This window comes from Rhizobium sp. Root708 (genome assembly GCF_001429725.1).
Lineage (GTDB): Bacteria > Pseudomonadota > Alphaproteobacteria > Rhizobiales > Rhizobiaceae > Rhizobium.
Genome location: NZ_LMHV01000003.1, coordinates 160,392 through 183,068, shown reverse-complemented (window position 1 = coordinate 183,068; position 22,677 = coordinate 160,392). Strand labels below are relative to the sequence as shown.

General features: G+C 62.6%; 19 protein-coding genes and 1 pseudogene. 8 read left to right on the top strand and 12 right to left on the bottom strand.

Annotated features, from left to right (window positions below):
* Positions 1–22 precede the first annotated feature (22 nt).
* The 6 genes from ASE04_RS04010 to ASE04_RS03985 all read right to left on the bottom strand — a co-directional run bounded on the left by ASE04_RS04010 (position 23) and on the right by ASE04_RS03985 (position 7,264).
* Positions 23–1,000, bottom strand: coding sequence for an ABC transporter permease (locus ASE04_RS04010; RefSeq protein WP_056812346.1), 978 nt, complete (start codon positions 998–1,000; stop codon positions 23–25).
* A gap of 2 nt (positions 1,001–1,002) precedes the next feature.
* On the bottom strand, positions 1,003–2,022 hold the full coding sequence (locus tag ASE04_RS04005; RefSeq protein ID WP_056812343.1) for an ABC transporter permease: 1,020 nt from the start codon (positions 2,020–2,022) through the stop codon (positions 1,003–1,005).
* Positions 2,012–3,553 carry a sugar ABC transporter ATP-binding protein gene (locus ASE04_RS04000; RefSeq protein WP_056812339.1) on the bottom strand — a complete coding sequence of 514 codons (1,542 nt, stop codon included), beginning with the start codon at positions 3,551–3,553 and terminating at the stop codon, positions 2,012–2,014. The genes ASE04_RS04005 and ASE04_RS04000 overlap by 11 nt, the downstream gene beginning before the upstream one ends.
* Positions 3,554–3,612: 59 nt before the next feature.
* A complete protein-coding gene (locus ASE04_RS03995) occupies positions 3,613–4,623 on the bottom strand; it encodes a sugar ABC transporter substrate-binding protein (protein ID WP_056812335.1) in 1,011 nt (336 codons plus the stop codon).
* Between the two features lie 119 nt (positions 4,624–4,742).
* The gene (locus tag ASE04_RS03990; RefSeq protein ID WP_056812329.1) at positions 4,743–5,795 is read right to left on the bottom strand and encodes an ABC transporter permease; all 1,053 of its coding nucleotides are present in this window, start codon (positions 5,793–5,795) and stop codon (positions 4,743–4,745) included.
* The gene (locus ASE04_RS03985; protein WP_056812326.1) at positions 5,792–7,264 is read right to left on the bottom strand and encodes a sugar ABC transporter ATP-binding protein; all 1,473 of its coding nucleotides are present in this window, start codon (positions 7,262–7,264) and stop codon (positions 5,792–5,794) included. Before ASE04_RS03985 ends, ASE04_RS03990 begins: the two co-directional genes overlap by 4 nt.
* 231 nt (positions 7,265–7,495) lie before the next feature.
* On the opposite strand from ASE04_RS03985, the gene ASE04_RS03980 reads away from it, so the two are divergent.
* Positions 7,496–8,539, top strand: a complete 1,044-nt coding sequence (locus ASE04_RS03980) for a substrate-binding domain-containing protein (protein ID WP_056812322.1) — start codon at positions 7,496–7,498, stop codon at positions 8,537–8,539.
* Positions 8,540–8,613: 74 nt separating this feature from the next.
* The gene (locus ASE04_RS03975; RefSeq protein WP_056812318.1) at positions 8,614–9,813 is read left to right on the top strand and encodes an acyl-CoA dehydrogenase family protein; all 1,200 of its coding nucleotides are present in this window, start codon (positions 8,614–8,616) and stop codon (positions 9,811–9,813) included.
* A 76-nt stretch (positions 9,814–9,889) separates the two neighbouring features.
* Here the strand turns inward: ASE04_RS03975 and ASE04_RS03970 are convergent, their stop codons facing one another.
* The 4 genes and pseudogenes from ASE04_RS03970 to ASE04_RS03955 form a co-directional block, all read right to left on the bottom strand.
* Positions 9,890–11,107 carry an SfnB family sulfur acquisition oxidoreductase gene (locus ASE04_RS03970; RefSeq protein ID WP_056812316.1) on the bottom strand — a complete coding sequence of 406 codons (1,218 nt, stop codon included), beginning with the start codon at positions 11,105–11,107 and terminating at the stop codon, positions 9,890–9,892.
* A gap of 167 nt (positions 11,108–11,274) precedes the next feature.
* Positions 11,275–11,514 (bottom strand): tautomerase family protein, encoded by a 240-nt coding sequence (locus ASE04_RS03965; RefSeq protein ID WP_056812314.1) that lies wholly within the window; start codon positions 11,512–11,514, stop codon positions 11,275–11,277.
* Between the two features lie 18 nt (positions 11,515–11,532).
* Positions 11,533–11,736, bottom strand: a pseudogene (locus ASE04_RS03960) (SDR family oxidoreductase); the annotation flags it as partial.
* Positions 11,737–11,753: 17 nt separating this feature from the next.
* Positions 11,754–12,680: a LysR family transcriptional regulator gene (locus tag ASE04_RS03955; RefSeq protein ID WP_056812311.1), complete on the bottom strand. Its 927-nt coding sequence runs from the start codon at positions 12,678–12,680 to the stop codon at positions 11,754–11,756.
* 179 nt (positions 12,681–12,859) lie between these two features.
* On the opposite strand from ASE04_RS03955, the gene ASE04_RS03950 reads away from it, so the two are divergent.
* The 3 genes from ASE04_RS03950 to ASE04_RS03940 all read left to right on the top strand — a co-directional run bounded on the left by ASE04_RS03950 (position 12,860) and on the right by ASE04_RS03940 (position 15,253).
* A complete protein-coding gene (locus ASE04_RS03950; protein WP_056812309.1) occupies positions 12,860–13,336 on the top strand; it encodes a BON domain-containing protein in 477 nt (158 codons plus the stop codon).
* 126 nt (positions 13,337–13,462) lie between these two features.
* On the top strand, positions 13,463–14,167 hold the full coding sequence (locus tag ASE04_RS03945) for a GntR family transcriptional regulator (RefSeq protein WP_056812304.1): 705 nt from the start codon (positions 13,463–13,465) through the stop codon (positions 14,165–14,167).
* Between the two features lie 123 nt (positions 14,168–14,290).
* Positions 14,291–15,253 carry a dihydrodipicolinate synthase family protein gene (locus tag ASE04_RS03940; protein ID WP_056812301.1) on the top strand — a complete coding sequence of 321 codons (963 nt, stop codon included), beginning with the start codon at positions 14,291–14,293 and terminating at the stop codon, positions 15,251–15,253.
* A 70-nt stretch (positions 15,254–15,323) separates the two neighbouring features.
* On the opposite strand, the gene ASE04_RS03935 is transcribed toward ASE04_RS03940, so the two are convergent.
* Complete coding sequence (locus tag ASE04_RS03935) at positions 15,324–16,358, bottom strand: Ldh family oxidoreductase (RefSeq protein ID WP_056812298.1); 1,035 nt, start codon at positions 16,356–16,358, stop codon at positions 15,324–15,326.
* A gap of 147 nt (positions 16,359–16,505) precedes the next feature.
* Between ASE04_RS03935 and ASE04_RS03930 the strand changes: the two genes are divergently transcribed.
* Positions 16,506–18,023: an aldehyde dehydrogenase (NADP(+)) gene (locus tag ASE04_RS03930; RefSeq protein ID WP_056812410.1), complete on the top strand. Its 1,518-nt coding sequence runs from the start codon at positions 16,506–16,508 to the stop codon at positions 18,021–18,023.
* A gap of 174 nt (positions 18,024–18,197) precedes the next feature.
* Entirely contained in the window at positions 18,198–19,439 is a 1,242-nt protein-coding gene (locus ASE04_RS03925; RefSeq protein WP_056812295.1) for an NAD(P)/FAD-dependent oxidoreductase, read from the top strand.
* 81 nt (positions 19,440–19,520) lie between these two features.
* Here ASE04_RS03925 and ASE04_RS03920 read toward each other — a convergent pair whose 3' ends face one another.
* Positions 19,521–21,296 carry a cytochrome c biogenesis protein DipZ gene (locus tag ASE04_RS03920; RefSeq protein ID WP_056812290.1) on the bottom strand — a complete coding sequence of 592 codons (1,776 nt, stop codon included), beginning with the start codon at positions 21,294–21,296 and terminating at the stop codon, positions 19,521–19,523.
* 319 nt (positions 21,297–21,615) lie between these two features.
* Between ASE04_RS03920 and ASE04_RS03915 the strand changes: the two genes are divergently transcribed.
* Positions 21,616–22,659 carry an alpha/beta fold hydrolase gene (locus ASE04_RS03915; protein WP_056812286.1) on the top strand — a complete coding sequence of 348 codons (1,044 nt, stop codon included), beginning with the start codon at positions 21,616–21,618 and terminating at the stop codon, positions 22,657–22,659.
* The last annotated feature ends 18 nt before the right edge of the window (positions 22,660–22,677 follow it).

The following is a 22,677-nucleotide window of genomic DNA, read 5'->3' as shown; positions in this document are numbered from 1 at the left end:
GCATTGTCGGGTCTACGTCGGCTCAGGTGCCGGCCGCTTTCCTGTTGATGAAGCTGAAGGCCAGCACTGCGAAGATGAGGCTGCCGGTGCCGACCTGCTGCCAGTAGAAATTCAGGCCGGTCAGAAGCAGACCGTTGGCAACGATGCTGAGCAGCAGAACGCCGAACACGGTGCCGGCGACATTCGGGCGGCCGAGCGGCGAGAAGGTCGTGCCGATGAAAGTGGCGCCGATCGCGTTGAGCAGGAAGGCATTGCCCGAGGAGGGAATGTAGACCGTGACCGTCGATGTCAGGATGATGCCGGCGATTGCCGCGACGGTGCCCGCGAGAATGAAGGTAACGGCGACATGCCGGCCAAGGCCGATGCCCGAATAGCGCACGACGCTCGGCTGGATGCCGATCGAGAGCACTACCCGCCCAAAGCGAGTGAACGAAAACAGGATGGCGGCACCCGCGATGACTGCCGCTGCGATCAGCAGCGGAACGGGAAAACCGGCAATCGTTCCGTGGCCGAGGAAACGGAAGGCATCGGGAACGCCTGTCGGCGGCAGGTAGACCGGGTTGCCCCCGTTCGTCAGCAGTTGCTGGATGCTGCGGCCGATGAAGAGCGTGCCGAGCGTTGCCAAGAATGGCGAGACGCCGATGGCGGAGATGAGGATCGCGTTGAAGGCTCCGACCACAGCGCCGGCGAGGAGGGCCGCAAGCAGCGCCAGGACGACCGGCTTCCCGGCAAGGACCAGCGACACAAAGGCGAAGCTTGCGAAATCGACGGCGGTGCCGACAGAAAGATCGATCCCGCCGGCCGACACCGCGAACGTCATCGCAATAGAAACGATGGCGAGCAGCGTGAAATTGTTGACCAGGATGCTTTGCAGGTTGCCCGGCGTCAGGAACGTCGGAGCGGCTGCCGAGAAGATCGAGAAGACGGCGATCAGTGCCAGTATCAAGCCATAGCGCGAGAGATTGGCGAGCGGTCGCCCGGCGGAAATTGAGGCAGACACGGTCAGATCTCCCGTGTGCGCAGCAGGGTCGTGGCGGAAACGACAATCAGGATCAGAACACCCTGCACGCCGCTGACGAGGGTGCTCGGCAGGTTCAGAAGCTGGAAGCCGTTCACCAGGAAGCCAACAAAGAGCGCGGATATCAGCGTGCCGGTGATCGTCGGGACGAGGCGGCGCGAGAACACAGCGCCCAGCAGGGCGGTGACGACGACCGGCAGCAACATTTCGCCGGAACCTGTCGTGCTGCCGCTGAGGTAGGACACGGAGAGGATGCCGGCGAGGCCGCCGCAGAGGCCGCTCGCGATGAATGCACTGGCGACAAGTCGCTTGAGCGGCAGGCCGGCTGCACGGGCGGCGTCCGGAAACTCACCGACCGCATAAAGCCGGAGGCCGAGCGGCGTGTACTGGACGATAGCCGCAACAAAGGCTGTAAAGCCGATCAGGATGTAGGCGAGAACCGGGATGCCGAAGCTGTCGGATGTCGAGATCGCCGTCAGCACGTCGGTCGAGGCCGGCACCACGGTATTCTGCGTCAGGACCAGTTCCAGACCGGCGACGACGTTCATCACGGCAAGCGTTGCCAGAAGCGGCACGATGCCGGCAAGAACGACAGCCACCGCGTTGACGGCCCCGATCGCAAGGCCGGTGATGATCGCTCCGGCGGCAGCGGTCACGTCGCCATAGCCGAGCTGGATCAGCGACGCATAGACCGCGGCACTCAGGCCCATGTTGGCGGCCAGAGACAGATCGATACCGCCGGTCACCACATTCGAGCCACCGGCGATCAAGACGATCGTCAGGCCGATGGCAAGGACACCGGCGATGGCCGATTGGCCAAGGACATTGCCGATATTGCCGACGGTGAAGAAGTAGGGCGCCGTCAGCGAGAAGATGACGAGAATGGAAGCAAAGGCGAGAAGCGAGCCGAAGCGAAGTGCCGTCGCCGCCAGATTGCCTTTCGATCTTGGCGTATCGTCGCCGGCAATCGCGGGCAGGGAACCGAACTGAACATCAGCCGACATGACGCAATCCTTCCGAAGCGCCTGTCGATGCCGACAGCACTTCATCCGTTGTGGTCTCGGAGGAGACGAACTCGCGAACGACACGTCCGCGGAAGAAGACGAGGATCCGATCGGTGATGCCCACAAGCTCGGGCAGATCGGAGGACAAGACGATGACACCGGCGCCGCGGGCGGCGAGTTCGCCGATCAGCGCGTAGATCTCCACCTTCGAGCCGATATCGACGCCGACGGTCGGCTCATCCAGGAGGTAGACTTCCGATTTCCGGCTCAGCCATTTGGCGATCGCAACCTTCTGCTGGTTGCCGCCGGAAAGCGTGCGTACCAGAGCGTCCCGTCCTGCCGTCTTGATCTGCAGGCGCCGGATCAGATCGTCGGTGTCCGAGCGCTCGCGCTTCCGCTTCAGGAAGCCGAAGCGGGTGTATCGCGCAAGGCTCGACAAGGTGATGTTCTCGGAGAGGCTGAGATCGAGCCCCACGCCATGGCCGCGCCGATCCTCCGGCACCAATGCGACATCCTGATCGACGGCCTCAATCGGATTGCGCAGCCGCGTGGCCTTGCCTGCCATCTCGATGCGGCCGGACGTTGCCTGTTCCAGTCCGAAGAGCGTGCGGATTAGATCCTTGGCGCCGGATCCGAGCAGGCCGGTGATCCCGAGCACCTCGCCACGGCGAAGCGTGAAGCTCACGTCATCGTAGCGGTTCGGTGCCGACAGGTTTTCGACCTTGAGGATATCGGCGCCCGGCTCGACATGGGATTTCGGAAACATTTCCGCGATATCGCGCTCGATCATCAAGCCGGCGATGGCCTTCGCGGATGTTTCGGCGATCGGGAGTGATGCGACGTCGAGCCCGTTGCGCAGCACCGTCACATGGTCGCAAAGTTCCTCGATCTCATTGAGATAGTGGGAGATGTAGATGATGGTGACACCGTCGTCGCGCAGGCGGCGGATCAACCGAAACAGCGTCTCAGCCTCACGCCGGACCAGTGCTGCCGTCGGTTCGTCGAAGACCAGCACCTTAGGCTGATTAAGGAGCGCACGGGTGATCTGCACGATCTGCCGTTCGGCGGTGGAAAGCTCGCCGATCAGTGCATCCTTCGGCAGCCGCAGGCCGAAATAGTTGAGCAGGATTTCTTCGGCTCGTCGCTGCATGGCGCGGCGGTCGAGAAACGGCGTTCCCGGAAGACGGGTCTCGCGGCCGAGAAAAAGCGCTTCTCCAACGGTGAAGGTCGGCACCAGAAGCCGGTCCTGATGAATGAAATGGATGCCAAGCTCTTCGCAGAGGTGCGGCGTAAGGCTTTCATAGCCTTGGCCCTCGACCTCGATGTGTCCTTCGTCCGGCCTGTGCAGGCCGGCGAGGATCTTGATGAGCGTGGATTTGCCGGCGCCATTCTGGCCGACGAGGCCATGCACGGTGCCGCGTCGAACCGCGAGCGAGGCACCGGCCAGAGCCTGCGCGCCGCCGAAGCGTTTCACGATGCGGTCAAAACGAATGATGTCGCTGCCGGGATCGGCGGTTTCAGCTGCGGTCATGGTGCTGGCTCTTCAGAGAAAGGGAAGCGATGCGGCCTTGCTGCATCGCGAGAGTGCTATCAGCCGATGCCGAGCTTCTTGGTGATCTCGCCGACGTTCTCCTTGTTTGCGAGGAGAGCCGGGACATAGGTTTCCCGCGGCAGGGTCTGGCCGGCCAGAAGCTTGGCGACGTTGCGGACCGCGACACGACCGATCTCGGCCGGCTGCTGCGCGGCATCGGCGCCTGCCGGCGACTTCGGATCGGCAACAAGCTGCAAAACCTCGGGGCTGCCGTCGACTCCATAGGTGCGGATCTCGTTGCGGCCGGCTGCGGCGATTGCCTGCGTCGCGCCGAGCTGCGGAATATCCCAGGCCGACCACACGGCCTTGATCGAACCCTTCTCCGGATATTTGTTGAGGATCGCGGTGATCTGCGTGAACGCGTCCTGAACAGTGTTCGGGATGACGTCGCGCAGTTCCGGCTGGATGATCTTCACCTTCGGGAAGTACTTGATGACGTTGACCAGCTGGTCGTAACGGATGGCGCAGGGTGTTACGCCATAGAAACCGTTGAAGACCACGATGTTGCCTTCGCCGCCGATGTCGGAGACGAGCTGCAGAGCAAGGTCCTTGCCAATGCCCCAGTTGTCCGAGGTGGTGTTGTTGAGCGAATTGGTCGAGCCGACATCGACGGTCAGCACCGGAATGCCGGCGTCGCGGGCCTTCTTGAGCCACGGATCGATGACACTGAGCGTACCCAGGATCTGCACGATAGCATCAGGCTTCTGGGCGACCAGCGTCTGCAACTGAGCGATCAGCTTGCCGTCGTTTCGGCCTGCGTCGACCGCGATCGGCTCGCCGCCGAGCCGCTTCACTTCTTCGATCTGGGCGTTGTAGACCTGCAGGTCGAAATAGTGGTCGGTCCCGGTGGCGCTGATCGCGACGCGCTTTCCCTTGAGCGAAAGCCCATCGTCAGCTGCGTTTGCAGACGCCGAGGCGAAGACGCCCGCGCCGGCAAATGTCGCGCCGGCGACTGCCGCGAGCTTCAGGATTTCACGGCGCCCCAGGCCAGATACAGTCGATTCACTCATTAAAATAAACCCTCTCGTTTCAATTAGAATATAAAATATATAGATTTATCTCATTAAAGAGGAACGTTTTTCCAAATGCGCGGGGCGTCGGGAAAATTTCGGCAGGCGAGAGCGCGGCCTCAGCGATCTCCGTTGCGACCGAGGCCGTAGGTGAGGGCAAGTGCGCCGACCAGAACCGCGCCCTTCACGAAGTCTTGCGTGTAATAGGGCGCGTTGAGCATGGTCAGCCCGTTCAGGAGAACGCCGACGAACACGGCGCCGACGACCGTGCCAAGCACGTTGGGGCGGCGAAGGTTGAGCATCGCGAAGCCGATCAGAGCGGCCGCTACCGCATCCATGAGAAGAGAGCCGCCGGATGAGACGTCACCACGACCGACACGGGCGGCGATGACGATGCCACCCAATGAGGCGAGCGCTCCCGAGATGACATAGGCGAGCGTCTTCAATCGGGCAGGCGAGGCGCCCGCGAGCCGCGTTGCCACTTCGTTGCCGCCGGTGGCGAACAGCAGCCGGCCAATGCGGGTCCTTTCCGTCAGGACGTAAAGCACGATGGCCACGAGCGCCATCAACACGACCGAGACCGGGAGGGTGGAAAAGAGGCTGTAGCGGCCGATGAGGAGGAAGGCCGGATCATAGGCGCCCGCAGCCTTTGCACCATCCGGCAGAATGAGACCTGCCGATATCGAGCGGCCGGCCGTCGGGATGAGCTGCAGTCCGGATAGAAGAAACATCACGGCAAGCGTCGCCAGAAGATCGGGGACGCGCAGACGCACGATGAGGAAGGCATTGACGAGCCCGATAATCGCTCCGAAGGCAAGCACCAGCGGCACCGTTGCGAAGGCATCCAGCTGCCAGACGATCATGGCATAGCTTGCCGCCATGACGCTTGAGGCAGCGACGGCACCGATCGAGAGATCAAAGCCGCCGACGGCCAGCGTCACGGTGACGCCGGCGCCCAATATCGCAACGACCGACACGGCCTGCAGGATGCTCATCAGGTTGCTGATGTTGATGAAGGCGGGTTCCGCGAGCGCGAAGCCAACGACCATCAGGCCAAGAAGCAGAAAGACCGCGCCGGCGCGTAGAGCGTCGCCGAGCGAGCCACGCTGTCCCCTTGAGTTGTCCTGAATTGTGGCTCGCTCGGGCAGAGCGCTTTCGTCCAATGTGGTCATGCGTGAGTTCCTTGAAGCGCGGGATTGACGGCGATCGGTTGGAGGGCGTGGCGATCGATGCTCAGAATGCGGTCGGCGACCTCGTATGCCTCCTCTGGATCGGACGTGGCGATCAGGGTGGCGCGGTCGCTGCGTGCGCGGATTGCTTCGATGATGTCGCGGCGTGCGCCGACATCGACACCCTGAAACGGCTCGTCGAGCAGAAGCAGCCTGCTTGGCTCGGCTTCCCAGCGGGCGATGACTGCTTTCTGCTGGTTGCCGCCGGAAAGGCTCCAGATGGAGGCAAGCGGATCCGAGGCCTTGATGCCGAGGCGAGCGATGGCTGCCGCCGCCTCGCGCTGCTCACGCGCACCGAAGAGAAGGCCTTGCCGATACCATGTCCTGAGATGCGGGAGGCTGATGGTGGCGGCCAGCGAATGTCCCGGCCAACCTGCTGGCATCAACGAGGAGCGGTGGCGGTCTTCCGCGGCCATGGCAACGCCTGCCGCGATCGCTTCGGCGGGCGAGCGCGGTGCGTAAGGTTTTCCGCCGAGCAGCATTCTGCCGGCCGCGAGTTTGCCGGCGCCGAAGATCGCGGAAAGCAGCCGGCTCTTGCCGGCGCCGAGCACGCCGGTGATGGCGACGACCTCGCCTTGCCTGATCGACAGGTCGAAGGGGCTGCTTGTCGCCAAAAGCCTGACATCGCGCATCTCGAAGATCGTGGCTTCGGCTTGTTCGCGTGCCACCGGTTGGAGTGCGTCCAGCCTGCGGCCGATCATCGCCTCAATGGCGCTGGAGAAATCGATCGGTCGGGTGAAGCTGCCGACCACACGGCCGCCGCGCATGACAACGGCGCGATCCGCGATCGCTTCGAGGTCCGCCGTGCGGTGGGAAATATAGAGGACGGCGAGACCCTGGCTGCGCAGTCGCAGCAAGATGTCGAACAGCCGCCGACTTTCCTCTCCGGAGAGGCTCGCGGTCGGCTCGTCGAGGATCAGAAGGTCGGCGCGGTTTGCCAGCGCGCGGGCGATGGCGACCAGTTGGCGCTCGGCGGCCGAGAGATCGCCGAAGTCGCGATCGAGAGGCAGAGAAAACCCCGCGGCCGCCAGGATCTTCTCCGCCTGGCGGCGCAGGCTGCGACGTGAGACGAAGAACGGTGTGCCGCCCTCGGCGAAGCGATGCAGCAAGAGGGCGTCGGCCACCGTCTGTCCGGGAGCGCCGACGATATCCGTCGATTGATGAACCGTTGCGATACCGGCGCGCGCGGCGTCGTGCGGTGTCTTCGGCGCGATGATGCTGCCGTTCAGGGTGATGGTGCCGCCGTCGGCGGCGATTGCGCCGGAGAGAATCTTGACCAGCGTCGACTTGCCCGCGCCATTGGCCCCCATCAACGCAACGATCTCTCCGCGCTCGATCGCTATGTCGGCCCCCGCCAAGGCGCGCGTGGCGCCGAAGCTTCGGCTGAGATTCTCAATGTGAAGAAGTGGCATCGTGTGTCCCGATCGGCTTCGCCTGCCTGATATTGGCCCGGTGGACGAGGGAATTTCCAGGCAAGCCTTTGCCAACCGACTCTTCCCGACGGAACAAAGAATCTCCGCAGGCGGGTAAAAACGGACGTTTTAATCTACTAAAAACATAGAGTTTATATCTAAATAATTCCTGCGTCGCGGGGATCTGCCGTCCGTCAGACGACGCTTTCGATTTTTTAGAGGAACGCGACGATGAAACTTCTTCTCCGGCTGGCGCTGAGCGCTGCCATCCCACTCTTTGTATCGGAGGCGGCCTTCGCCGGCGGTGTCAACGGGGCGCCCGCGCCGTTCGACAAAGGCGGCATCAAGATTGCGCTGATCAGCTACATCTCCGCCGGCGACTTCTTCCAGGCCTACCAAGCCGGTGCCGAGGCCCAGGCGAAATCGCTGGACATCGATCTGCGCGTCTTTCCCGGACGCCAGGATGCGGCACAGCAGCGCGAACAGGTGCTGCAGGCGATCAATCTCGGCGTCTCCGCCATCGTGATCGATCACGGCCTGCCAGAGTCTCTCGGAGACGTCGCCCAGCAGGCGCTCGACAAGGGCATCAAGGTCGTCGCCTTCGACGTGAACCTCAACAATCCGAAGATCCCGCAAGTCGAACAGAGCGACCATGAACTCGCAAAGCTCGCGCTGGAGCAGGCGGCAAAGGACAATGGCAAGAGCTTCCAGGCCGGCTATGCCTATGTCGCCGGATTCGCGCCGCTCGATCGTCGCAACGAGGTCTGGGAAAAGTTCAGGTCGGAAAATCCTGATGTCGTAGAGAAGGCCCGCTTCGGCGTCGTCAATGACACGACGGCGACCTCCACGGCCGACCAGGCCAAGGCGGCGCTTGCGGCCAATCCCGATATCACGGTTGTTTTCGCGCCTTACGACGAGTTCGCGCGCGGCGTAAAGCTTGCGGCAAACGATCTCGGCATTGCCAAGAAGCTGAAGATCTACTCGGCCGACGTCTCGACCGCCGACATCCAGGAGATCACCGAAGAGGGCAGCCCGTGGGTCGCGACGGTGGCCACCAACCCGGCGGTCGTCGGGGCAGTCTCGGTGCGGGCTGCGGCGCTGCAAGTCGCGGGACAGGACGTTCCCCACCAGATCACGGTGAAACCGACGCTGCTGACCCAGGAAAGCCTGCGCGCGGCCGGCGTCAAGACGATCGAGGAACTGGCGCAGAAGGTGCCGGCCTTCGGCATAAGCGACGCGGCGACCGCAAGCTGGATTCCGGATAAGCTTTTCTAAGCGGCCTGCCTCGACCAGCCGGCGGGAGCAGCGATGTCCCCGCCGGCATTTTTTTCAAAAATGGAGTTTCGACCATGAGCCAATCCAACGTGCTCTTCGCCACCAATCGCAACACCAGCCGGGAGGCTCTTTTCGCGCGCGCGGAATACATTTCAGCCGATCTTTCCAAGCGCGCTGCCGAGCTCGATCGCGACGGCCAGCCTCCGCTTGCCGAGATCGTCAAACTGAAGAGTGCCGGCCTCCTGAACGCGCTGCACGCTCCCGAGATCGGCGGCGGCGGGCTGGATTGGGTGGACGGACTGAAGCTGGTGCGGATCCTCGCACGCGGCGAAAGCTCCATCGGGCAGCTGCTCGGCTACCACTTCGTCAACAGCCAGTATGTCTCCTGGGCGTTCGACGAGACGCGGGCCCGGTCGCTCGGAAGCGAGACGGTTGCGAAGAACCTCTATTGGGGTGCCGCGGTCAATCCGCGCGATCCCGGTCTGGTGCTGACGCGCCGCGGCAGCGGCTATGTGCTCAACGGGCGCAAGTCCTTCTCCACGGCGGCGCATGTCTCCGACTACATCAACGCGAATGCGAGCCTTGACGACAAGATCGTCGGCTTTGCGGTTCCGACAAGCCGCCCGGGGTACGTCGCCAACGACGACTGGGACAATTTCGGTCAGCGCCTCTCCGACAGCGGCAGTGTCGAGTTCCGCGACTTTCCTGTCTACGAGGAGGATTTCGTCGAGGCGCCGGATGCGCCGCCGCCTGTGCTCGCGACCTTCAACACGCCGCTGATCCAGCTGGTCTTCGTCAACTTCTACCTCGGCACGGCCGAGGGAGCGCTGCAGGCGGCGGTCGACTATGTGCGAACGACAACGCGGCCGTGGGTTACGTCAGGTGTCGAGCGCGCTGCCGACGATCCCTACATTCTCGAGCGCATCGGCGAGTTCACGGCGGCACTGAAGGCGTCGGCAGCGCTTGCGGACAGCGCGGCGGCCGCCGTTCAGGCAAGTCTGGCACGCGGCCAGCACGTGACGGCACGCGAGCGCGGCGAAGCGGCAGCGGAAGCATATGCGGCCAAGGTGAATGCGACGCATGTTTCGCTCGAGATCACATCGCGCGTCTTCGAACTGACGGGCGCGCGCTCGACGGCGGAGCAGTATCGCTTCGATCGTTACTGGAGAAACGTCCGGACACACACGCTGCATGATCCGGTTTTCTACAAGGCCAAGGAAGTCGGCGAATTCGTCCTGAACGACAGGATTCCCAAGGTCAGCCTCTACAGCTGAGGCGCTGCATCCGGCGAAAACACAGAATCCCATTCCCGGTCCGGGAATGGGGTTCTGTTTTGGATCGCGTCTCTGTTTAGAGAGCGCCGCTTTTCGGCGGTATGACTCCGTTCAGATGGTAGTTGCCGACGACGTGATGCTTCCAGCGCACGGGATCGTGCAGCGTGTGGGTCCGGGCATTACGCCAGTGGCGATCGAGATTGAGATCGAGCTTCACGGATGCCGTGCCGGCAAGCTCGAAGAGGGTGTTGGTCGCTTCAAGGGCGATCTCGGTCGTCAGGACCTTCGCGGCGGCCACGGCGAGCGTGGCGTCCACGACGTTTTCTTCCGTGGTGTCGATCTGCGCCAGGTCAACCTTGCGTCCGGCCCGCTCCACGGTCGCCACGGCAGCTTCCAGCCGGATCGCGAGCTGGCCGACCTTGGCGATCGTCAGCGGATCATCCGACGCCTTGTCGACGCCGCTGTTCGTCCAGGGGCGCGATTTCGTCCGCACGAAGTCGAGGGTTTCCGCGAAGGCCGCGCGGGCGATGCCGAGGTCGATACCGGCATGAATGATCTGCCCGACCGAGCCGATGGTCGTCGGCCGCTCGAAGCCCTTGTGGTGATGCACGACGGAATCCGCGTGGACGTAGACATTGTCGAGAACAGTCGTGCCGCTGCCGGTCACACGCTGGCCGAAACCATCCCAGTCGTCGATGATATCGACGCCCTCGGTGCCCTTCGGCACGAAGGCCATGACGAGACGTTCATCCTCGTCGAGCGCGAAGACGGTGATCCAGTCGGCGAAGAGAACACCGGTCGAGTAGTACTTGCTGCCGTTGACCCGGTAACCGATGCCGTCACGCGTGATGCGCGTGTTGTAGTCGCCGACGGTCTTCGTCCCGCGCTCCGAAAGGGCGTTGCCGAACCGGTCGCCGGCCAGCGCACGGCCGAAATAGTAGCGTTTTTGCTCTTCGGTGCCGTCCGTGCGCAAGGCTTCGAGGATATAGAAATGGTTCTGGGGAATCTGGCCGATCGAGCCATCGGCTTCGGACAGGATGGCGGTGATCTCGGCCAGCACGGTATTCGAGACGTCGAGGCCGCCATATTGCTCCGGCACGGTGATGCCGAGCAGGCCGGACTGTGACAGCGCGTCCAGTTCCGCAAACGGCAGGAGCCGTTCCTTGTCCCGTCGGGAGGCACTGGCCTTGAAACGTTGGGCAAGCGTTCGCGCAGCGGCGATCGCCTGATGTTCGTTGTCCAGCTTCGCGGTCGCTATCCGATCCGGCGTGATGTGGTGCAGCTGCGCATTCATAGGTGACTCCCGTTACTTTTCCGGCGTCACGATGCAGCATTCACCCGGCGCCTGCGAGAAACGGCTTTTCCTTTTTGGCGCGCCTCTCCGGCATTAATTTCTTTTTCTATAGAATTTATGCGTAACCCGCTGCCGGTGAGGCAGCGGGTTGACGTGGATAGCTGATGTCAGGATTTCGCGGCGGCTGCTCGTTGCTGTCGGTATTGGACCGTCGGCAGACCACCCCATCCCCAGTTATCGAGATCGACTTCCTCGATCACCACATAGGTGGACTCCAGCGGCTTGTTGAGGACGTCGAGCAGGACCTGGCTGACACCCTTGATGATGGCCGCCTTCTCCTCGGCGGAGACCGAGTTCCGGTCCGGCGTCGTACCTTCCCGAGTGACCTGAACAGTTACGATAGGCATTTCGCTCTCCTTTCGTGGTTACCAGCGGCCGGCGTTCTGGCCGCCGTCGACATGCAGGATCTCGCCGGTGACGAAGCCCGCGCTTTCAAGATAGAGGACGGCATCGACGATATCCCGGATTTCGCCCATGTGGCCGACCGGATGCAGGGCGGAGAGGCCTGCGTGGGTTTTCTCCGGGTGCATCGGGGTCTTGATGATACCAGGGGATACGGCATTCACGCGAAATTCGGCATAATCAGCTAGAAAGCCGCCTCGGAAGCCATTCGGGCGAACTCCGACCGCAGGCGGGGCACGGCAAAATCGACGAATGCCCGTACTTTCGGGACGGACATGCGCCCCTGTGGTGCAAGCAGATGGGCAGGCAGAGCCGGGTGTTCCGCCTCGGGGAGCACGATCTTCAAGCGGCCTTCGCTGACATATCGAGCCACGTGATATGAATAAAGACGCGTGATACCGACGCCGGCCGCAGCCGATGCGGCCGCCGAGCGCACGCTGTTGACGATGTACCGGGGCGTGAAATGAACGGTGCGGGCAATAGTCGAGCCCGGAGATGGCGTGAAGCTCCAGGAATCGAGGCCGAAATTGCTGAAGGCGACGATCTCGTGTGTCGCCAGATCCGACGGCTCTTCGATCGGGGGATGCTTCGCGAGATAATCAGGCGATGCCACGACAACGCGGCGGACGTCGCCGCCGAGCCGGGTCGAGATGTGAGACGAATCCTGCAACTGCCCAATGCGGACGGCGAGATCCACGCCTTCATCCACGAGGTTCACGAAGCGGTCGAGCATGAGCAGACGGACCGATACGGCCGGATGCAGGCCGAGGAATTCGTCCACGATCGGCCGCAGGATCTCTTCGCCCAAGATCGGTGGGGCGGAAATGCTGAGTGTACCGCGCGGCGCCGACCGTTCTCCGCCGGCCAGCATGTCGGCCTCCTCGAGATCGACAAGCACGCGCCGACACGCTGCCAGATAGCGCTGGCCGGCCTCGCTCAGCTTCAGGGTCCGGGTGGTTCGGTGCACCAGTTCCACGCCCACATGCGCTTCCAAAAAGCCGAGCGCGCGGCTGACGGCGGTCGGCGATCGCTTCAATGTGCGTGCAGCGCCGGCAAGGCTGCCCTCGTCGATGGCGGTGACGAAGACTTTCATTGCGTCGATGCGATCCATTCTGCCGTTCCTCGGGATAGTCATGATGGAAGACGAACTATTGCTCCGAATTCGGAATGGCGCAACGAGCGGACTGCGATGTGGACCGGAGCTATCCGAAAGTCTGGCGGCGGTGCGCGAACAATTCACGGACGGATGAGTTTCTCTCTTCAACAGCGCAACGAAACGGAGAAACTGAGATGGCCAAGAACAAGGACGATGTATCCCGCGAAGAGGATTATCGCGACTTCGAGGAACGCGATATCAATGAGGGTTGGCCTTATGCGGACAAGGGGCCGAATCCGGGTGCTCCCGCGAACCGGCCCTATGGCGCATCCGATCCTGCCGGCAACAGCGGATTTCGCATCGATGGCGTCGATGAAGAGGGCAACGAAAACGGTCTGAAAGATAGTCTTCGCCCCGGAATGATCGATCGCGCCGATAGCGACGAGTTGGAGGCCAAGGTCACCGACAATCTCGAGAACATTCCTGATGTCGACATCGACAGTATCGACGTGCATGCGGAAGGTCATACGGTGACGCTGGAAGGACACGTCGAAACGATCGGCATGGCCAGGAAGGTCGAACTTGCGGCGCTTGCCGTCGATGGCGTGCATCACGTCAGGAACAAGATCGAAACCACAGGCGTCGATTCTCACATCCCCTACGAAGACTGACGGTCTCGATGGTTTAGACGCAGAATTTCGCCGGAAGGGTCGGGTACACCCCGATATTTCGACGAAATCGGTTGCTCGGGCGAAGATCGGAACTTACTCGATATTGTCGAGATAAGGATTCGCCCGATGACCAACACCGATGCAAGTTTCCCTCCCGAGCGCAAACGCGGTTCCGGCGTGAAGGTGGTCTACGAGCTTCTGCGCGACGAGATTCTCGATCTGGTGCTGCCGCCCGGCAGCCCGATCGACGAATTGCAGCTGGCGGAACGGTTCAAGATGTCGCGTACACCGATACGTGAAGCGCTCGTGCGGCTCGCCGGCGAGGGGCTTATCGATACGCTTCCCAATCGATCGACGATGGTGGCGAACATCGATTTCCTCAACATGCATACCTTCTTCGACGCGCTTGTTCTGATGTATCGCGTTACGACAAAGCTTGCCGCCCAGTACCATCGCCCCGAGGATATCGTCATCATCAGGGCGCATCAGGCTCGGTTTGCCGCGGCCGCCGAAGCGCAGGATGCGCTTGCAATGATCGCGACCAATGCGGCGCTTCATTCGGCGATCGCCGATGCCGGCCGAAATCCCTATTTTACCGGACTCTTCAATCGCTTGCTCGACGAAGGCCGTCGGATCCTCCGGTTGTACTACCAGTCTTATGGTGACCGCCTGCCGAAGCAGTTCGTCGATGAGCACGAGGACATGATCGCCGCCATTGCCGCTCGCGACGCCGAGGCCGCGGACCGGTTGGCGAAGGCGCATGCCGAGCAGATCGTGAAACAAATTCAGACGTTTTTTTCCAGAAACGAACGCATCGACATCGCCCTGTGAGCGGCTGTCGATTTTTTGTCGACAAATAAAATACAAGACGCTATTGTGTCTCTCGAGGGCACGGCTCCCGCTCAGGTCTCATGAGCGCGGCGATGTCAGTCCATTCGGCCAACAGGAGTTAGCATGAGAGCCAAGATTTTCTCCGGTGTCATTCCGGCATTGATGACGCCTTGCAAGGAAGACCGCAGCCCGGATTTCGACGGTCTGGTCCGCAAGGGCAAGGAGCTTATCGCTCAGGGCATGTCGGCGGTCGTTTATTGCGGCTCGATGGGCGATTGGCCCCTGCTGACGGACGCACAGCGCATGGAAGGCGTCGAGCGCCTTGTTAAGGCCGGCGTACCCGTCATCGTCGGAACCGGTGCCGTCAACACCGCTTCTGCGGTCGCACACGCGGCCCATGCGCAGAAGGTTGGCGCGCAGGGCCTGATGGTCATTCCGCGCGTCCTGTCGCGCGGCTCGTCGGTTGTCGCCCAGAAGGCGCATTTCAAGGCGATCCTGGCGGCTGCTCCCGACCTTCCGGCTGTCATATACAACAGCCCGTATTACGGCTTCGCGACCCGCGCCGATCTATTCTTAGCGATCCGCGCCGAGCACCCGAACCTCGTCGGCTTCAAGGAATTCGGCGGCCCTGCCGATATGCGCTACGCGGCTGAGTACATCACCAGCCAGGACGACGGCGTTTCGCTGATGATCGGTGTCGATACGGCCGTTTTCCACGGCTTCGTCAACTGCGGCGCGACCGGCGCGATCACCGGCATCGGCAACGTTCTGCCGAAGGAAGTCATCCATCTCTGCAATCTGTCACAGGCCGCCGCCAAGGGCGACGCCGATGCACGCCAGCGCGCCCAGGAGCTGGAGCAGGCCCTCGCAGTGCTGTCGTCCTTCGACGAAGGCGCTGATCTTGTTCTCTATTTCAAGCACATGATGGTGCTGAAGGGTGACAAGGAATACACACTGCACTTCAACGAAACAGACGCGCTGACGCCAAGCCAGCGTGGCTACGTCGAAGCCCAGTTCGCGCTTTTCAACACGTGGTACGCCACCTGGAGCAAGCTCCCGGGCGCTGTCGAAGCCTACAAGGGCTAAGCCTGTCGGCAACGAGAAAGAAAAGCCCGCCGGATGGCGGGCTTTTTATTGACTGCCTCCCGATCGCTCGTCAGGCGATGGCGTCGAGGCCGAGTGCCTCCAGCCGATCGAGCTGCTCGACCTCTGCAGCGGTCAGAGCAATGCCGTTGGCGACCGACTTGGAGCGCGCGGCATAGCGGCGCTCGGAGGGCAGGCGGGCGCCCTGTCCGACGATCGCCTCGAACAACAACTCGGCGCGTGCAAACGGATCGCCGCTGCGACCCGCCGCAAAAGCTTTTGGCGAAAAGGCGAGGATGAGTTCGCCGTGCCGCGGCGCGAGCGTCGTCGTGCCGAGATAGTCCAACACCTCAGGGCTGGTCAGATCGCCGATCATGATGCCGGCGAGCAGCTCGATCATCGTTCCGATCGCCGAACCCTTGTGCCCGCCGAAGGGCAGCATGGCGCCTGCCAGGGCTTCCTGCGGATCCGTCGTCGGATCGCCGTCGGCGTCGATCGCCCAGCCATCGGGGAGGGGCTTTCCGGCGCGTCGATAGAGTTCCATTTCACCGCGCGCGGCGACCGAGGTCGCGAAATCAAACACGTAGGGAGAACCGTTCGGGCGCGGCCAGCCGAAAGCAAGAGGATTGGTGCCGAGCAGCGGTTTGTTGCCGCCGGTCGGAGCCACCGTTGCGTAGCTTGGGCACATGACGAGACCGGCGAGGCCCTGCGCCGTTACCGCTTCAACCTCGGGCCACAAGGCGGAGAAGTGCGTGCAGTCGTTGATTACAAGAGCGGCCAGACCGGATGCGCGTGCGCGCTCGGTGAGCGCCGGCAGGCCGAGCTCGAACGCGGCGTTGGCAAAGCCGCCCTTCGCGTCGACGCGAACGATCGCCGAATTCTCCTGCTCGACCAGAACAGGCAGAGCATCCGGGCTGACCTTGCCGGCCTTGACGGTACGCAGGACGCCTTCGATCCGGTAAATGCCATGCGACTTACAGGCGTCACGTTCGCCGGCAATGATGACGCGCGCGATCGCGCCGGCTTGAACGGAGTTGAGACCTGCCTTGGCGAAGATCGCTTCGACACGCTGTTGCAGGGCTTCGACGGTGACGGTGAGGTCGGTCATGACATGCCTTTCTCGAACGCCATTCTGCCGGGAAGGGCGCGATTGAATTCTGAATACATAAAGTATACAAAGATCTTGCAAGTGCAATTCGGCTATGAACCGATTCTCGCTGAAACGCGCCCAAAGATACAGAGAAAGGATCGGCTTATGGTCTTCGTTCCCACAGGAAAACACCTTGTCGCAGGCGAATGGCTGGACGGGGAAAGCACTTTTCAATCCTCACCCGCTCATGGCCCGTCGCACGCTTTTGCCGCCGGCACGGTCGAGCACGTAAACCGTGCCTGTGAAGCCGCGGAAGACGCCTTCTGGACCTACGGTTACTCCACGCGCGCCGAGCGCGCAGCATTCCTCAGAGCCATTGCCGAGGAAATCGAAGCGCGCGCCGAGGCCATCACCGAAATCGGCAGCCAGGAAACCGGTTTGCCGGCAGCACGCCTGCAGGGCGAGCGTGGCCGCACGACCGGCCAGCTGCGGCTTTTCGCAGATCACATCGAGAAGGGTGAATACCTCGATCGTCGTCTTGATCAGGCGTTGCCGGATCGCCAGCCGGCGCCGCGCCCGGAAATCCGCCTGCTTCAGCGGCCGATCGGTCCGGTGGCGGTGTTCGGCGCCTCGAACTTCCCGCTCGCCTTCTCCACCGCCGGCGGTGATACCGCTGCCGCGCTTGCCGCAGGTTGCCCGGTTGTTGTGAAGGGCCACTCCGCGCATCCGGGTACCGGTGAAATCATCGCGCAGGCGATCGATGCCGCCATCCGCCGCACCGGCGTTCATCCGGGCGTTTTCTCGCTGATCCAGGGCGGCAGCCGTGACGTCGGCCATGGCTTGGTCAAGCATCCGCGCATCAAGGCCGTTGGCTTCACCGGTTCGCTCGGCGGCGGCCGCGCTCTGTTCGACCTCTGCGCTGCGCGTCCGGAGCCAATTCCGTTCTTCGGCGAGCTCGGCTCGGTCAATCCGATGTTCCTGCTGCCGGAGGCCCTCAAGGCACGCGCCGAAACGCTCGGCCAGGGTTGGGCGGGATCGCTGACGATGGGTGCCGGCCAGTTCTGCACAAACCCGGGTATCGCCGTCGTCGTCAAGGGTTCGGATGCCGACCGCTTCACGGCTGCGACCGTCGAGGCACTCGGCAAGGTCGCGCCGCAGACGATGCTCACGGACGGGATCGCCAAGGCTTACCGCGACGGACAGGAGCGCTTCTCGACGCGCAACACCGTCAAGGCACTGCTGACGACCGAATCGTCCAACCGCAACGCCTCGCCGAACCTCTATGAGACGACAGGCGAACAGTTCCTTGCGGACCACGCGCTCGGCGAAGAAGTATTCGGACCGCTCGGCCTCGTCGTGCGTGTCGACACGGTCGCTGAGATGGAGACACTCGCCCGCGGCTTCGAAGGCCAGCTGACGACGACCATCCACATGGATGGCGGCGATCTCGATGCGGCCCGCCGCTTGCTGCCGGTTCTCGAGCGCAAGGCAGGACGTGTCCTGGTGAACGGTTTCCCGACCGGCGTCGAAGTCGTCGATTCCATGGTTCACGGCGGCCCGTATCCGGCGTCGACGAACTTCGGTGCGACCAGCGTCGGAACGATGTCGATCCGCCGCTTCCTGCGCCCGGTTTCCTACCAGAACATGCCTGAAGGCCTGCTGTCCGAGGATTTCCTCGGCTGATTGCCGCATGAACAGAGGGAGGGCTTTCACCAAAGCCCTCCCGTGCCGACCCAACTCATGCAAGGGCGGTGGATCACCGAGCCGGTGAGCCGGTCCATGCTTCGAAATGCTTCCCTTTCAAGAATATGACGTTGGCCGACCGTCCCGGCCTCCGGTGTCTGCGGAGATAGTGCAGTGGTTGAGCGTGATGTGATCGTGATCGGTGCCGGTGTTGTCGGCCTGTCGGCAGCCATTGCCGCGCAGGCTCGCGGTTTTTCCGTTACCGTGCTTGATCGCGTCGGGCCGGCTGCGGGCGCTTCCGCCGGAAATGCCGGCGCGTTCGCGTTCACCGACGTTCTGCCGCTGGCCTCGCCGGGCATCCTCAAGAAGGCGCCGAAGTGGTTGCTTGATCCGCTTGGCCCGCTGACGGTGCCGCCGGCCTACGCGCTGCAGATCGCGCCGTGGATGTTCCGGTTCTGGCGCGCCTGCGCGCCTGACCGGGTCGCGCAATCGACTGCGATGCAGACGGCCCTGATGGATCTTTCGAAGGCCGAGCTCGAGCCCTTCCTGAATGCCACGGGCACCGCGGCCATGCTGCGCAAGGAAGGCAATCTGCAAGTTTACGAAAGCGATGCGGAGTTTCGCGGATCGCTGCCGGGCTGGAAGGCCCGCGAAGATCACGGTGTCGAGTTCCGTCACGTCAAGGGCGACGAGATGGCGGCGATCCAGCCGGGCCTTGCGTCCCGGTTCATCCTCGGCACCTTCACACCCGGTTGGTATTCGATCGCGGATCCGAAGCTCTACACTCTTGCGCTCGCCGATCATTTCCGTGCCAAGGGCGGGCTGATCGAAACCGGTGAGGTCGTCGACCTGAAGCCTGGCGATAGTGCCGTCGAGGTCCGGACGGCTGATGGCAAGACGCGCAAGGTCGGCCAGGTCGTTCTTGCGGCTGGCGCTTTCTCTCACCGGATCGCTCGAACCATCGGCGAGAATATCCCGCTGGAAACGGAGCGCGGTTACAATACGACGCTGCCGACAGGGGCTTTCGATCTGCGCACGCAGGTGACCTTCGGTGGCCATGGCTTCGTCGTGACGCGGCTGTCGACAGGCGTTCGCGTCGGCGGCGCCGTCGAACTTGGCGGCCTGCAGTTGCCGCCGAACTTCAAGCGTTCGCAAGCGATGCTGAAGAAGGCCGCGATGTTCCTGCCGGGGTTGAAGACGGAAGGCGGCGTCGAATGGATGGGCTTCCGCCCGTCGCTTCCCGACAGCTTGCCGGCGATTGGCCGGGCTCGCGCGACCGGTCGCGTCATCTATGCCTTCGGTCACGGCCATCTTGGGCTGACGCAGTCCGCGGGAACGGCCAGGATCGTTGCCGACCTACTGAGCGGACAAACACCATCGATCGACATCAGCAGGGTTTCCCCGCAGCGTTTCTAATTGACGGCCCTTTGGGTCCGACGAATGAGAGCGGCCCGGATCGGTTGATCGCGGGCCGCTTCTCTTTGCGCGTGGCTGGGCTCAGCCGAAGGTGAAGGCATAGGCGTTCACGCCGGGATCCAGAAACTTGATCTCGAAGTTGCGCGCAGTGACCGTGCCGGACTGACGGACCAATTGGTACAGTCTCGTCGCCGTCACCGTGCCATTGCCATCGGCATCGACGTCGGCGCCGTGGTCGGCTCCGGGCGGCTTCCCGTCAACGGTGACCTTGAATCGGATGGGCTTGCCCGCTTTATCCGGCCCGAGCACGAGATGAAGGTCGCGGGCGCTGAAGCGGTAGGCGATGCCGCCGTCAGACTGGTCCAGTGTCGCGGCCTCGGCCCCGACGGTCCATGTGCCGGACAGACCCCATTCGTTCAGGTGTGGATTGCTGATCGAATAGAGATGGGGTGCGTCGGAATGCAAACCTTCCGGCGACACGAAGTTCGATGCCTGCTGGTAGCCGATGTAGGTTTCGCCGGACCGTATGGCGGCAAGATCCGGTGCCATTTCGGCACCCTTGGCATCCGGGGCGACGATCGGGGTGTTCTCGGCGGTCTTGCTGCCGGCCTCATGCAGCAGGTCCTGAATGGCCTGTTCCGTCTCCCGGTAGTCGCCTTCGCCGAAGTGATGGTAGCGAATTTGTCCATCGGCATCGATCAGGTAATGGGCGGGCCAGTAGTTGTTCTCGAACGCCCTCCAGATCCGGTAGTCGTTGTCGATTGCGACGGGATAATCGATCTTGAAGTCTGCGACCGCCTTCTTGACGTTGTCGATCTTCTTCTCGAAGGCGAATTCGGGAGTGTGGACGCCGATCACGACGAGGCCCTGATCCTTGTATTTTTCCGCCCATTCCCGAACGTAGGGAAGGGTGCGGATGCAGTTGATGCAGGAATAGGTCCAGAAATCGACAAGCACGACCTTCCCACGAAGCTGCTTTTCAGTGAGCGGCGGTGAGTTGAGCCACTCGACGGCACCATCAAGCGATGGAGCGCGACCCTCGACGCCGAGCGAGCTGTGATACGGCTGCTTGTTGTCGACGAGCATGGCGGTCGCGTTGCTGGCCACCTCGGTTGGTGCCGTGCTCAGCGAGCGGGCATCCAGCCGGTTGAGCACGGCCTGTTCGAACGAGGCTGTGCTGGCATAGGAGAGTCGTGCCAGAAGCGTTGTGTCGAGACCGGACGCGATGATCGCAACGCCTGCGAGGACAGCGACGCCGAGCACCTGGCGGATACGTTCGCCGATGCCGAGCGACCGCTTCATCGCGGCGAATATCCTGCCGCCGAGCAGAAGTGCGGCGGCAAGCGACGTAGCCGCACCGGCTGCGTAGGCAAGCAACAGCAGACTGGTGGTCAGGTTCGCGCCGTGCAGGGCGGCACCCGTGAGAACAAGGCCGAGGATCGGGCCTGCGCAGGGAGCCCACAGCAGACCGGTCGCGACGCCGAGCAGGAGAGAACTTCTGATGCTCGAGGCTGCGCCGCGATCACCGGTGGCGGCCAGCAGATCGTTTCCAAGGCCGACGACCGGCTGGGTGATGCGCGTCGCAAAGCGTGGCGAAAGCAGGCTCAGTCCGAAGAATGCCAGCAGGACGATGGCGGCGATGCGGCCGTATTCGTTTGCCTGAATGGCCCAGGCACCGCCGACCGCGGCCAGTGTCGCGACGACCGCGAAGGTGGCCGCCATGCCGACGAGCATCGGAAGCGTGCTTTTCAGGAACGGCTGCCCGGCGCGTGCGAAGACGAAAGGCAGGATCGGAAGAATGCACGGGCTGAGGATCGTCAGCGCGCCTCCAAGATAAGCAATGATAAGAAGCGTCATCGTCGTTTTCCTTTGGTGCCGATAAGTCGGTTCTGGTGACGCGATGCGCCAAAGCCAGAAAACGAGATGCATATGGCCGTGCGCTGGTATCCTCGATGTGTCCGGTACCTTGGTGATTTGTAGCGGAATGTCGGTTTCGGCGGCCTCGCTACAGAGCGATACAAAGTCGCGCCGCTGGCGGCTTTCCTGGTGTCGATTGTATCGCATTGTATCCGGAGGGCTGCTCGCTACATCTCCATTCAAAAAAGGTCGCGTGCGACACATCGACGATACACGCAGGCTGTTTTCTTCGGGTCATATTCAAACGCAGGAGAGATCAATGTCCCAGGGGATCAATCGCCGCCGATTTTTCGGCATCACCGCCATGGCTGTCGCCGCTGCCGAGATCGGCATGTCAGGCCTTGCAGGGCGCGCAGCGCAGGCGGCGCAGCCTCCCGCAACCGCCTCGATGGCCGGCAAGCACAGCTCCTTTGAAGCCCTGAAGCAGATCAGGGCTGGCGTGCTCGATATTGGTTATGCCGAAGCAGGTCCGGCGAACGGTCCCGTCGTGCTGCTGCTGCACGGCTGGCCCTACGACATCTACAGCTATGTGGACGTCGCACCGCTGCTCGCGGACGCCGGCTACCGCGTTCTCATTCCTTATCTGCGCGGCTACGGGACAACCCGGTTCGTTTCAGCCGAGACCCCGCGAAACGGCCAACAGGCGGCGCTCGCCGCCGACATCATCGCGTTCATGGATGCGCTGAAGATCGAAAAGGCGGTCGTTGCCGGATATGACTGGGGCGCGCGCACCGCCGATATCATGGCGGCGCTCTGGCCCGAGCGTTGCAAGGCGCTGGTCTCGGTTAGCGGCTATCTGATCGGCAGCCAGGAGATCAACCGGAAGCCGCTTCCGCCGAAGGCCGAGCTTGCCTGGTGGTATCAGTTCTACTTCGCGACCGAGCGCGGTCAGCTTGGCTACGAGGCCAACCGCAGCGAATTTGCGCGGCTGATCTGGCATACGGCATCGCCGAAGTGGAATTTCGACGATGCGACCTTCGAGAGATCGGCTGCCGCCTTCGACAATCCCGATCACGTCGCCGTTGTGATCCACAATTATCGCTGGCGCCTCGGCGTCGTCGAAGGCGAAGCCAAGTACGACGCCTACGAAAAGAAGCTGGCAATGGGTCCTTCGATCTCCGTGCCGACAATCACCATGGAAGGCGATGCCAATGGTGCACCACATCCGGAGCCTGCGGCTTACGCCGGCAAGTTCACCGGCCGATACGAGCATCGGACCATCACCGGCGGCATTGGACACAACCTGCCGCAGGAAGCGCCCGAAGCCTTTGCCAAGGCCGTGATCGACGTCGATCATTTTTAAGCCGGAGCGCGGTGCGAA